Source organism: Adhaeribacter arboris (assembly GCF_003023845.1).
GTDB lineage: Bacteria > Bacteroidota > Bacteroidia > Cytophagales > Hymenobacteraceae > Adhaeribacter > Adhaeribacter arboris.
Window position 1 is genome coordinate 6,155,196 of the sequence record NZ_PYFT01000001.1, and the last position, 13,381, is coordinate 6,168,576.

Sequence of the window (13,381 nt, forward strand, 5' to 3'; positions counted from 1 at the left end):
CTAAATGAAAGAATGACTTTTCTTCCAAACTTTGATTTTTACTTCTGAATATAAACCTTTTAACCCATACTAATTCTATGAACAGAATGCAATTAATTAAAACTTGTTTTTTCGGCGCCCTGCTGTTTGGTTTAACTTCGGGGAATAGCCTGGTACTGGGCCAAACCGTAAGCTTAGCGAAAAAGTGGGAAACTTCAGCTACCTTAAAAGAGCCGGAATCGGTATTGTACGATAAAGCCAATAAGGTGCTTTATGTTTCTAATATTAATAATCCGGCGGGTAACGCCGACGGTAATGGTTCAATTGGCCGGGTTTCTTTAAACGGTGATATTCAGAAAGTAGAATGGGTAGTAGGCGGCATGGATTCTCCGAAAGGTTTGGGTTTATCGAAAGGCCTTTTGTACGTCGCCGACCTGACCAAGGTAGTAGTAATTGATACCAAAACGGCCAAAGTGGTGCGCACCATACCTGTTGCCGATGCCGGGATGTTAAACGATATTACCGTAGATGCGCAAGGAGTGGTGTATGTTTCGGACTCCGATAAAAAGAGAGTGTACCGTTTAAATAATAACCAGGCCGAAGTGTGGCTGGAAAAAGACTATTTCCAAAAACCCAACGGCTTACTGGCGCATCAAAACAAATTTTACATGATGGATATGACGGCCGGTATTTTTTACGAGGTGGATAAAAACACCAAAGAACTCCGCAAAATAGCCGAAGGATTAACCGGCGGCGACGGCATTATTCCGTACGGCAAGGATTTTATTATCTCTAACTGGAACGGCGAAATCAATTACGTAACCGCCAGCGGCCAGGTAACCAAGTTGCTCGATACCAAGGCCGAAAAAGTAAATGCCGCCGATATCGAATTTATTCCGGAGCAAAACTTATTATTAGTTCCTACCTTCTTCGCGAATAAAGTAGTAGCCTACCAGGTTGAAAAGTAAGTTTTCGTAAAGTGAAGCCGTTGAAAGTACTTTATTGATGATTTTAGAATAAAAGCGGTCAAAAGGATTTGGTTAAGGCTAGAATTAATAAATACCCTAAAAGGCTTTTTGCACGAAAGAAGCTTTTTAGGGTAATTTTTTTAATAAACGATTATTCAAGAATTGCGTGGCGCAATCTGGCAAGTTAAACCAGCATCTAACTTTTAAGAAATACTGTAAACGGAAAATTGAGATAAATGCATTTCAACCTGCTAAAAAATGTACGTATCTCTAGTTTTATCACCGAAATAAATCAACCTAAATCAAGAGCAATAATTTCGTGATCAGTTAATTGGCTTACTTGTAAATTAACCAGGTTGTTTTTTAATTCAAAAGCAGGTTTTTGACCGCTTAAAAGCAAATGTACGCCGATTACTTTTTTGTTAGCCGGAACGCGGATACTCACCTGGGTGTCTACCGGAATCAACTCCCGGAAGGGTCCTTTCAGCATCATGGGGTTGGTTAAATTTACCAAATGCACGGTCATGGAGTTTTGCTGCTGCCAGGTAGTTACATCTATTACGCCGGGGCCTTTTACTTCTACCATTGGCTCTTCGTTTAAAGCCCACCGGAACGTGTTCCGCAGGAGCTGGCCGTGATCCGAACTGAGAATCTGCCAGAAAGTACGATCAAGGTCACCGGGAATATAGGCAACCCGTCCTTTTCCCACTTCGCGCAGGTATAGCTCCCTGATTTCCGTATCTGGTTTGCGCGGGAAAACGTCTTCCATGGGTAAATCCGGGTAAGAAGGCACCAGCGTAACCGGGCTCGGGAAAGAAAGATTTGGTTTTACCTTTACGCGGTGCGTAGCATTAATAATGCGGTACGCCTCTTCCAGATTTTTTAAAACCGGATGAAATTTACCGGTAGTCGCATCACTTTTTAAGCGCAAATAGCTATTCTGCATCGGGCCTTCTACGCCCTGGTCGTAACTGACTCCAAACAAATTAGAAAGACCGAAATCCGGGAGCTGTTTTCCTGCTTCATCGTACAACGAGGTTGTGTAGGTAGCTACCAGGCTGCCGCCACCTTCCACAAACTTCTGCAATTGATTACATTGCGCCTTAGATAGCGCCGCAATATTGGGTAAAATCAGCAATTTAAAAGGCTTCAGGTATTCCGCGTCCAGCAATTGGTCGTTTACCATTTCAAAAGGAAGCCGGTCTTCTATCAAGGCATGATATACCCCGTTGCTATGATCGGAGTAATTTTTTTGCCATTCTTTATCGCCGTAGTTTTTATCGGTTTGTTCGGAATAGACAACCCCGACCCGCGCCAAGGGATTGAGGTTGCGGAGGTATTTTTCGTTTTTGTAGTAATTCTGGTATAGCTTTTCGACGGTAGAAAGCCAGCGCTTATCGTAGATTTGCCCCCCAAACTTTACGAAACAAGGTAACAAGCCATTGGCCGTTCCTTCGGCTACCCAAATTTTAATCTCGGCATTATCTTGTACCGAATCTTTCCAACGGTTTTTCTCTTCGATGCCGACACTAAAAATACCTACTTGGGGTTTCATGCCCATGGTCGCGCGTAGTTCTTTGGCGTGTTTGCCGTTCGACCAAGGCGGTATTACTCCGCTCCGGGCCTGTTGGTCGGCGAAAAAGAAATCGGAATGTTTACCGGTAACTAATTTATCGGGGAAGCCATTAGGTATAAAACGGGCGGTTGCTTTTTGTTTTCGAATTTCGCTGTCCCACAAAAACCAGAGTTCGCGCAAGCGTTCGGTGCGCCACTCCACGTATTTCCGGTAAGCAGGGTCGTTCTTATCGCCGGAAGCCATGGCCGTGCTGTTATTACCCGTGGTTGAGCGGGGCAGGTCATTACCCGAAAAAGTTTGGAAGTTGCGTTTACAATGTTCGCAGTAACAAATGCCATGACCCGACCAGCGATTCGAAAATATAGCGTCCGGTTGGTACCGCGCCATTATTTCCTGATTCACCTGTTTCATGAAATCAAAGTTATACGGACCTAAAGCGCAGGTTACCCATAAATCCGGATTGGCCCAGTGTTTCCGCTTTTCGCCGTTAAAATTGGTATGAATCCAATCCGGATGCGCCTCATACACATTTTGCCGGGCAGCGTGCGGATCGGTACGCAAAATTAGGGACATGTTCATTTTGCGGCAGCCGGCTACCAGGTAGCCTAGTACATCTTTATCTTTCAGCCAGGCACTCCGGTAATGCAGCGGTATTTGGGTAGGGTAAAAGGCAACTATACCGCCGGCGCTAAGTAATACTCCATCGGCGTGCAGGCGCTTAAAATAATCCAGCCAAAAGTCCGGATCGTAATTTCCGGGGTCTGTTTCTACAAATGCCAGTTGCGCCCAGCGCATGGAACGATTGAACCAAGGAGTACCTTGGGGGCTAGTCGCATGCGCCAGGGTGGTTGTTCCGGCTATGGCATAGGCTCCTCCGATTACTGCCGTTTTTTTAATAAAACTTCTTCTATGCATGGCAAGGAACAGAATAAAGTAAAAAGGGATTTTGCAACCTAATAATACCATTAAGTAGTTGATAAAAATACTTTAACTTCAAGTGTTTTTATTAAATAACTTATTAATAATTTTCTTTGGAGCCTTTTCCCGTCTCCAGGCATTGGTGCTGATGCGGTATGAGAAGTAACCTGTTTGCCTCATGGCCGGCAGGCCTCGTTTAGCTCTTCCGGTCTGGTCTAAGCTTCCTTTCCTCCTGCGTCGGAATGCTAAAGCACCGGAACCTTAGAAGGCCCTCCATAGCTAAACTGGTGTCTTTTACTAGTAGCTACGATTAAAGAGTTATAATCCGTTGATTTTTTGTATTGATTAACAAAAAATAAAGTAGGGTAGAATTAGGATGAAGTAGGTTTGGATTTATTATAAATAAAAAGCCTCTTTCATTAAGAGGCTTTTTATTTATAATTTGAAGTGGCATTTTGCGCCGGGTTTTCTAAATTTCTGGGGTGATATAGAGCTTGTTAGACTTTAGTAACCGATAGTGCCTGTTACTGTTTCGCACCTTGTTATTTCTTTGTTGAGGCAGGTGGGGCGACCATTAAGTCTTCAATCACTTTTGCTACTTCGGCGGCGGGGCGGTTCAAAATTAAGTAGCTGTGGTCTTTATCTGTATTCTGTCGCCATTCGTTTTTGCCGGTTTCGTCTATGTTATTGAAGCCGTTACTTTCTAATTTCCAGTTATTCTGGGTTCCCTGTACGGCGAATAACATGGCGGTTTGGTCCCAGCTTTGGCGGTCTTTGGTAACGCTGTCTACAAACGGGTGGTTTTCGAAAGAAGCTCGGACTGGGCTATTTTCGGGTGCTTCGGTGAGTAGGCGGCGGCCCGTCCGGATGGCCTGACCTATTTCATTGCCGCTGTACACAATAGGCGTAGGCCAGGTTTCTGCTACCAGTTTAGAAGCGTCCGGCGCAATTTTAATATTCCATTCGTCGCCTTTCGGAAAACCGGCTCCCATTACCGATAGCATTTTTACCTTTTGCTTAACTAAATCGCGGCCGCTTAATTGGCTGTAATCGTCCGGGCCGGATTTTAGCAAATCTGCCAATAAACGTTCCGGACCTACCGCTACAATTACCACGCTGGTATCTTCTTGTTTCGCTAATATCTGCCGGTATAAGGCAATGGCATCCGGAGCATCTTTACCAGTTTTTAAATCGTGCGGAAATTTGTTAGCCAACTTGGTATTGTAATGATCCCACAACTCGCCCCGGTATTTAAAATTACCTTTATAGGTGCCAATAGGAATATCCGGCCGGCCATAATACGTGTTAATCACATCCATGGCGGGCGCTCCCATCGGGTCCTGCATCGGAAACATGGTGGCTAAAATTTCTACTTCCCCTTTATCTGCGAACTGGTGCATTATGGCCATGGCGGCCGCATCATCACAATCCTGTCCAATATCACTATCCAGAATTATTTTAATGGGTTTAGTAGCGCTGGTGGCACTGTTGCTGGTGGCATTGTTTTCAGTTGCGGAACTATTGGATTTAGATTGACAGGACCCTAATAAAATACTGCCACAAATAATTAAAGACACAGGTAAGGTAATTTTCTTCATTTGTATTTTTAAGATTGAGATGAAATTGTAAAATAATCATTAGAGAGATTATTACCGGCTTGTTAGGTCATTCCTATGACGATAAACCTGAGTAATATTTACTCCAGATTTAAAAATAACATATTCCTGATTATAATTTTGGTTAGTTTACCATTTATTACTATCCTGATCGCAAACCTGGCAAGGAATGGCAAAGCAGAACATACGGATTATCTAATTCACAATTTTTAAAGGCGATTTTCTTCTAATCCGCCGTGGGGTGCAATGCGGTTAAGTCTTTCACAACATCTATGTAACCTCTTTATATCTTATCCGATGCCGGTACCAGTTTTGCGGTAAGATCCGGGTCTTTCATGTTTTTATCTAAAGGAAACATGGGACGTTTAATGCGTCGGTAAGGAAGCCGCGCCAGGTTCTGGTCTACACCGCCAGGCGTAAGTGCCAGTATCCAATCGGCCCGCATGGCATAGAGCTCCGGTTCCAGGTAACCAATTTTTACCACTACTATGTCCGATTGGCGCGGGTTAAGACCTAACCGGGTAAAATCCTTTTCTTTGTGGTAAGGCTTTCGTTTTTGGGTAACAATGACGTTTACGCTTCCTACCTTTACCACCACTTCGGTTTCAGCGTCTTTATCGCCGTGTTCAATGGCCGTTACGGTACCATTGAGCCGAATAGGAGGAGCAAAACGGGCATCTACTTTGGCTCCGGCCAAGCCATCTACTTTACCGCCAACACCTGCTGCAATAGCTTTTTTTACTAAGTCCGGTCCCGGGATAGAAGCATATATAAGCGAAGGCCCGTTTTCAATTTTAAATTCTGGTCGGGCTAAAATTTGCTGTAAGGTCCAGGTAACGTCGCCGGCTCCTCCCGCAGTAGGGTTATCGCCGGAATCGCTGATAAAAAATGGGTGCTTTTGGCTGGCAATGGCCTGGTCCAGACTTTCTTTTAAAGAGCCCGTAGGGGCTACAAAATCAAATTTAGAGCGAGCATCCCAAAAGCTTTTGGCTAGTTGCTCCGCCGTTTGGGTAACTTTTGCTTTATTATCGCCGGTTACCAGTACTACTGCGTGGTTACGTGGTTCGTCGGCCCAGGCATATCCTATCCAAATGGCTGCATCCACAATGCCTGGTTGTGCTGCCGCCGGCGCCACGGCTTGGTAAATACTTTTGCCGGGTTCTATTCGGGTACTGGTTTGTTCGCCCGGTAATAAAATGGGAATGGGAATCCAAGCTTTGTAAGCCGGCTTTCCTTTCCCTTGTTCTAAGCGAGTCAATAGGTTGGATACGGCTCGTTTTTTCGTTTGCATGGCATCTTCGTGAGGTGCCATCCGGTAGCAGGTAATTAAATCGGTATTTTGGGCCAGCCGCCAGGAAACGTTGCCGTGTAAATCCATGGAAGTAGAAATAAGCGTTTTGGTGCCAATTACCTTCCGGATGCGGGTGATAAAATCTCCTTCCGGATCATCTAAACCAACCACACTCATAGCTCCGTGAATATCAAAGAAAAGTCCATCGTATGGTCCGTTCTTTTTAAGCGAATCCAACGTTTTCTTTACTAATGATTCGTATGTTTCGCGAGTAACCGCACCACCCGGTAAGGACTTGCCCACGATAGTAGGAACCCACGTAGCTTGCTTCCGGAGCAGCGAATCGGTAGATAAAAATGGATAAGACGTAAAAACCTCTGTGCTGTATTTGGCGTGAAATGCTTCCTCAGTAGTACGGGCCGGGGAAAAAGTGCTGGACTCAATACCTAAACCGGCAATGGCAATACGAGGCAGCGCTTTACTTGAAAAATTGGGTTCTCTTAATAGGGAGTTGGTAGCAGACTTGTTTTTTTCTAAATCAGAATAAAAGGATGAGGTAAAAAGTGCCCCAATAAAAATAATTTGAGTAAGTAGTAGTTTCATAGGAAAACTTCTAAATGAAAACCAGTTTTAAACCGTTCGTTTTAAAAGTAGCTAAAAATAGTAGAATATGAAAAACAGAGTTCAGTAGAGTTCTGGTTTAAGTTCCTAGACAGCAGTAGATGGATTAAAGTAAAGTTTTACTGCCGCGATTATCCTCTTTTTTGAAAGAACTTTTATTAACCCTACTCTTATTGGAGACTTTGTTCTCCCTTTTTGCCTAATTAAAAAGGCTTTTACCCAATTAGAATTTTGATAATTCTAATTGGGTAAAAGCCTTTTTTAGCTGTTTGTGATTTAGTTTTTTTATAAATTTTTATCGCTTCACGGCAAACATTTAAATTTAAAGGAGTACCACACGTTTTAATATTACTCCCTCGTTCGATTGTATCCGGAAAGTATAAAAGCCAGCAGGCAAGAAAGAAAGCGAAAGTTGCAGTTCATCGTTCGGGATAATCTTTAAATCTTTTTGCATTACCCGCTTGCCCACCGCATTATAAATAGCTAAGCTTTCAGCTTTAAAATTGGCCTTGTACCAGTTTAAAGTAACAGTACTAGGCGTGGGGTTAGGATAAATGCTGACGGCATCTTCCGGGTTTAAATCTAGAACTACAAATTCGTTACTAGTAGCTTTTCCTCCCGCCCCGGCAACGGTAATTCTGCCTGATTGAACTCCTTTGGGAACCTGCACTATTAATTCTGTTGCGCTGATTTTTAAAATTTTGGCGGGTTGATTATTAAACAGAACCGTATCGGTTTGTCCATCGGCATTAAAATGAGTACCGGTTAAGATAACTGTTGTGCCGGCGTTCCCACTGGCCGGAGAAAAAGAGTAAATTATGGGTGCCGGAATAAAGGTAAAACTGGTAAGAGTAGTGGCTATTCCGCCTGACGTTTGCACCAGAATCTTTCCGGATGGTGCGTTAACAGGCACTTTTACCCGTAGTTGGGTGGCGGATGCCTGGATTACTTCGGCCGAAGTACCATTAAATTGCACACTATTGCGGTTGGCATCTTCGGCAAAGTTATCACCCTTTAAAGTTACTATTATGCCGGCTTTGCCCTTGTCCGGATTAAATTCTTTAATTACGGGTGGGTACCAAATCTGAAAAAGCTGAGTACTTTCTACCTGTCTACCGTTCGTCTTAATCAGAATTTTTCCGGAAGTGGCCCCCTGCGGTACCTCCACTTGTAAACTGGTTTCCAAAGCCGCAGTTACCTTTGCCCGGACACCATTAAACAGAACGGTATCTTGTAGGGATTCCGCCGAAAAATAATTTCCGGTTAAAGTAATTCGCTCGCCGGGCTTTCCTTCGTTTGCCGAAACAGAAGTAATAACCGGCGGTTGGAAGATGATATAATCGGTAGCGCTTTGCGCCGCACCATCGGGAGTAATTACTTTAATTTTACCGGAAAAAGCGGTAGCAGGAACCAAAACCATTATTTGAGTAGAAGAGGAGCTAATTACTTTTGCTTTTACGCCGTTAAAAGTTACCGTATTTTCGGCGGCGTTGGCGGCAAAATGTTTGCCGGTTATAGTAACCAATTGCCCAGACCGGCTCTGGTTTGGGGTAAATTGCGTAATAGCCGGGGTGTTAATGATTTGGGAAGCATTTAGTTGCTTTTCCAGGTTAACCGTTTGCGGCATGTCAAAAATCCGGTTTATAGTGGTATTCGTCCGGACGGGCTCATTGTAGTCGAAGAAAATATCGGCGTAATTTTCAATTTTAATTTTTTGCGGCAGGTTGCTTTTTGGTTTTACGCTGAATTGAACATACCCATTGCTGCCTGCCTGGTTCTTAGAACTATCCGGGAGCAGAATATTATCAAATGTAAAAGTTAAAATTGGTTTGTTTTTGCCCGATATAGTTAAGGTGTACGCGTGCGAAACAGCTCCTACCTGCAAGGTACTCAAATCTAAATCCGTTGAAAGGGTATCGACTACCACTACCCGGTAAGCCACATCGGTACCGGTATTCTGGAAACGAATGGTATAGCGCAAAGGGGTATTAGTAGGAGTATAATGGTTTGAAGTTACGCCGGCAGGTATTACTTGTTTGTCGTTCGGGTCGAAAGAATCCACGATGGGCTGGCAATCTTCTGAAATTTCCGGTTCCGGATCATCGGGCGGGTAAGCCATCATGAGTGGAGCGGGCACGCGGGCCACGTTCTTGCTTTTAATTTCTACGTTGGCGCCCGCACTTGCTTTTAAAGGATGTCCTTCCGGCTGATCTACTTCTACCCGTACTACCCGGCCAGTGGGCATAAACCGCAATACTAAACTATCACCGGCGGCCAATTTGTATTTACTTTTTAAAACTAAATCAAAATCCTGAAACACCCGGAAGGCTAAACTGTCCGTCATGTCGCCTTGTCCTTGATTTTGAATAACAAAACGTGCCTGCCCGTCTTGGGTGATTTTACCGTTGACGCTGATTTCGGCCTTGTTCCAGTTGGCGGGTGCCGGGTAAGTATTTACCGGAGTAATCCAAGCTTTAGTACAAACCGTTAAGCCCCGGATAGAAGGATCGTTGCAGGAAACCGAATCAATAATCGTGATCGTGCCCCGCTGGTTGGGTTGCAGTTCGCCGACTGCAAAAATGTAATTGCCTTTACTATCTCGGCTGTAGGGTACACTGGCCGAAATAAAGGAAACGTATTCCGGTAATTGCACCATAACTTTCGCGTTTCGGGCCGCAGCAAAGCCGGTGTTAGCGTACGATACCGTGGTAGTACTCCGGAAGCAGCGTCGCCGCCGGTTAGAAGCTACTTCAACGTTCAGTACCGGAGAAGTACTAACCTGGTTGCCAAAGTCGGGACCGGTCGTTAGGGTTCCATAACCCGAAACATAAGTGGGCTCATTAAAAACAGCCGGGCAGGTGGGGGTTATGGTTCTGCCTACGTCTTTCGGTAAAATAGTTTTAATAATATAGCGGCCCGTATCCACCGGAATGGCATAGCTTCCCTGTTCATCCGAAACGCCGTAGTAAGGACCGGGCTCCGCAGTAACTACTATGCCGGGTAAAGGTTTTTCCGTGGCATCCAGCTGACAGTTCTTATTAGTATCCTGGTAAATTTTGCCGGTAATAAAACTTTGCTTAGTAGCATTTTGCGATAGGTATTCCCATACCAGAGCACCGTATGTTAGAAGCATTTTTGTGCCGCTAGAATTTATAGATATTGCTCCAGAAGCTCCTTTTATTTTAGTAATTTCCTTTCCGGAAGCATCGTATTGGCGGATAAAGTTATTGAAACTATTCCAGATGTATACGTTTCCGGAACGATCAACATCAATGGAGGTAGGTGAATCAGTAACAAAATCCGCTGAATTAGTGGAGGAGTTCATTCCCATTAATAACTCACCAGTCGGGTTAAACTTCTGGATTCGGTCTCCATCATAATCAGCAACATAAATGTTGCCTTTTACATCTACTGTTAGAGCCTTTGGTAAATATACTTTCCCTTTTTCTGCTCCACGAGAAGAAATTAATCGCAAAAATTTACCCGATGAACTTACCTTGCGTACATAGCCCCCATAAAAATCGGTGACGTACATATTACCTTGCGTATCCAAGGCAAGGTCAGAAAACCTTTTTAGACCTGCATCATTGCCAAAATCATCGAATTTGGTTAGAAATATTCCGTCTTTATTGAACTTTAAAATTCGGGATGAATAATCGTCACTTTCTAATAAGTAAACATTTCCAGTAATATCTGCTTTTATGGCAACTGGCATTGGTCTATATTCATCTTCCCCACCTACTGAACCAAATTGATTTATGAACTGACCTAAAGAATTAAGCTTTTTTATGTAAGACTTACTATAATTAGATAACAGGTAATAATTTCCTTGATTATCCTGAGTGATGTCAATGTAGTTATCTAAGGTACCTAGCTTCTTTTTAAATTTTCCGGTTGAGTTGAAAATTTGAATGGTACTAGTATTATCGTGAGTTCGGTCGGCGACATAAACGTCTCCATTTTGGCTAGTTGTAATACCTAACTTAGTACCAGTAAAATATCCACGATCAGTATAAACAGAACCAAAGCTTAGTAAATATTGACCAGATGAGGTTAATTTATGTATTCGACCTTCATTTACACTGGATACATATATGTTTTCTGATTCATCCAGAGCCAGGGTGTTTTCAGAGTCATCTGTGTCTTCATAGTCAGGAACAATAATCTTAAAACTTTCCAAGAACTTTCCATTACTGTTTAATTTAAACAAGCGGTAGTCTTCAGTTAGAAAATAAATTATACCGCTTTTACCTATCTTAAGGGCAATTGGATTATTATAATTATCAGAAGGTGTATTTGGTAACTTAAACTCAATAATGAATCCTCCCTGAGCATTAAACTTTTGGATGCGATCATTCTCTTTTTCCGCCACATAAATATTCCCGGATTTATCTACCGCTATTCCGTTCGGATATTTAAATTGTCCAGGTTCGGAACCGTAAGCACCAAATTGTAGTAATAATTCGCCTTGCGGATTGTATTTCTGAATAACTGAATAGGAAGTATTTAATACATACATGTTTCCTGTTTCATCTAAGGCTAAAGAAACAGATGTTCCTGGATGATCTGCTACATGTAAAGCAATGGTTTTTACAAGGGTTCCAGATGGGTCGATTTTATTAATTTGATCTCTTTCTAACACATACATGTAATTGGCTTTATCGACAGCAATGTCATAAGGGAAAAAAACCGGGGTACCAAAAGTTCGGTTTAATTTAAAATCCGGTACTTGCGCCCGCAAAGAAAAGGAAACAATAAGTAGGAATACAGAAAGTAAAAATTTTTGCATAAGCCTTTATTTAATATAAGGTTATGCAAATATAATTAAAAATATATATTTAATTAAAATCCTTTTATTGTAGACCCAATAGCAACAGGGTAGAATAACTTCTAAATGCTTCTACTGTATTTTTACTGTTCTTTTCCTGTAAATGCAGAAAGGGTACAGAATTACTTAAAAGGTACCTGCTAATATTTTCAGCCTTAAAGATTTAAATTACAATATCATGGTATTCGGGATGACGTTTAACGTAAGCTTCTACAACCGGGCAAGAAGGTATAACCTGAAAATTACTTTCCCGGGCAAAGTCCAAACCTGCTTTCACTAATTGATCGGCTAATCCCTTGTTTCGAGCCGCGGGTGGGATATAAGTATAATCTAAGTCCATTACTGTATCTTCGGGGTAGGTATAGGTAAGTTCGGCTTCTTCCCCAGCTACTTCTGCGTAAAACCGTAAATCATCCGGATCGTGGATAATGTCCATATTTCTTTAATTTTAGTAGTTGTACGAAGAACGCCCAGGAAGGAGCACCTTAAGCAATTACAAAAGGTTGTATAGTGGTTTTACTACCTTAAAAGAGTACTTTTTTACTTACTACCATTGTAAACTTCCTGCAATTGCTTAGTTAAATACGAGTACGCGGCCGGTATCTCCTGAGTAGGATTGTTAATTCTGGCTTCAATAACAATAGGACCTTTGTATTTAATTTGTTTTAGAGCCCGGAGGTAAGGCCGGAAATCTTCTCCTACTACGCCCGGTGGGGTTCTTTTTTCCTTTTCGGCTATTTCTACGTGAATGATTAATTTTCCGGCGTCGATGATGTGTTGCGGCGGCTCATTTTCTTTCAGCATGTGATAAATATCCGCGTTTAATCGAAAATTCGGGTGGGCGACTTTTCTAACTATTTCGGCGGCTTCCTGAACGGTGGTCAGGAAGTTGGTTTCGGTACTATTCAGGCTTTCAATGGCAATGGTAATAGCATGTTTTTTAGCCACTAAGGCCATTTTCTTACATAAGGCAACAAAATCAGTTTTAGCCTTCTCTGTATCATATCCTTCGGGCAAGCGGCGCGAACCACCACTACCCAGCACAATAATAGGTACACCGGCTGTATGGGCGCGGGCAAAAACCTGGTCCAGGTAATCCAATACTTTTTTTTCGTCTACTTCGGGGCCGGCAATTTTTATATTTCCCGGAAAAAGAACGTTACATAAATAAAGTTTGGTTTTGGCCTTTTTAATGGTTTGCAGATTCGCCTGAAATTGTTCTTCGGTTAAAGTAGGAGCCAGCATTTTACCCACGGTTTCCCCGATCAGGCGAAATCCGGATGCATATACCAAACTATCCCGGTCCATCGATTCCACAATGCCCAACTGCGGTATTTTCTGCGCTTCGGCAGTGAAAGTAAAACCTAAACTTACTAGGAAAAAAAAGAAACAAATAAGTACACGCATGCCGATAAGGAGAGTTAAACTAAAAAAATGATTTTAAAGGTATTCAGTTTAAAATAGAATTAAAGAAGTTTCTGAAAAAATCATTTGGAAAAATAGCATTTTTCAATTTCAAACTAATTATTCCCACAATCTCTACGCAATAAATTTTATAATTTAAAATTAGGATAGATTTTGAGT

7 protein-coding genes are annotated in these 13,381 nt (G+C 42.5%); 1 reads left to right on the forward strand and 6 read right to left on the reverse strand.

Annotation, left to right across the window (positions count from 1 at the left end; genetic code table 11):
• Positions 1–77 precede the first annotated feature (77 nt).
• Positions 78–947, forward strand: a complete 870-nt coding sequence (locus AHMF7605_RS25000; protein WP_146153670.1) for an SMP-30/gluconolactonase/LRE family protein — start codon at positions 78–80, stop codon at positions 945–947.
• A gap of 292 nt (positions 948–1,239) precedes the next feature.
• Here AHMF7605_RS25000 and AHMF7605_RS25005 read toward each other — a convergent pair whose 3' ends face one another.
• The 6 genes from AHMF7605_RS25005 to AHMF7605_RS25030 all read right to left on the reverse strand — a co-directional run bounded on the left by AHMF7605_RS25005 (position 1,240) and on the right by AHMF7605_RS25030 (position 13,204).
• Positions 1,240–3,438 (reverse strand): alpha-amylase family protein, encoded by a 2,199-nt coding sequence (locus AHMF7605_RS25005; RefSeq protein WP_106933612.1) that lies wholly within the window; start codon positions 3,436–3,438, stop codon positions 1,240–1,242.
• A 545-nt stretch (positions 3,439–3,983) separates the two neighbouring features.
• Positions 3,984–5,039, reverse strand: a complete 1,056-nt coding sequence (locus AHMF7605_RS25010; protein WP_106932691.1) for a nucleoside hydrolase — start codon at positions 5,037–5,039, stop codon at positions 3,984–3,986.
• A 301-nt stretch (positions 5,040–5,340) separates the two neighbouring features.
• Complete coding sequence (locus AHMF7605_RS25015) at positions 5,341–6,951, reverse strand: M81 family metallopeptidase (RefSeq protein WP_106932692.1); 1,611 nt, start codon at positions 6,949–6,951, stop codon at positions 5,341–5,343.
• A 340-nt stretch (positions 6,952–7,291) separates the two neighbouring features.
• Complete coding sequence (locus AHMF7605_RS25020) at positions 7,292–11,758, reverse strand: DUF7619 domain-containing protein (protein ID WP_106932693.1); 4,467 nt, start codon at positions 11,756–11,758, stop codon at positions 7,292–7,294.
• Between the two features lie 202 nt (positions 11,759–11,960).
• On the reverse strand, positions 11,961–12,233 hold the full coding sequence (locus AHMF7605_RS25025) for a GNAT family N-acetyltransferase (protein ID WP_106932694.1): 273 nt from the start codon (positions 12,231–12,233) through the stop codon (positions 11,961–11,963).
• 104 nt (positions 12,234–12,337) lie between these two features.
• Positions 12,338–13,204 (reverse strand): sugar phosphate isomerase/epimerase family protein, encoded by an 867-nt coding sequence (locus AHMF7605_RS25030; protein WP_106932695.1) that lies wholly within the window; start codon positions 13,202–13,204, stop codon positions 12,338–12,340.
• Positions 13,205–13,381 lie beyond the last annotated feature (177 nt).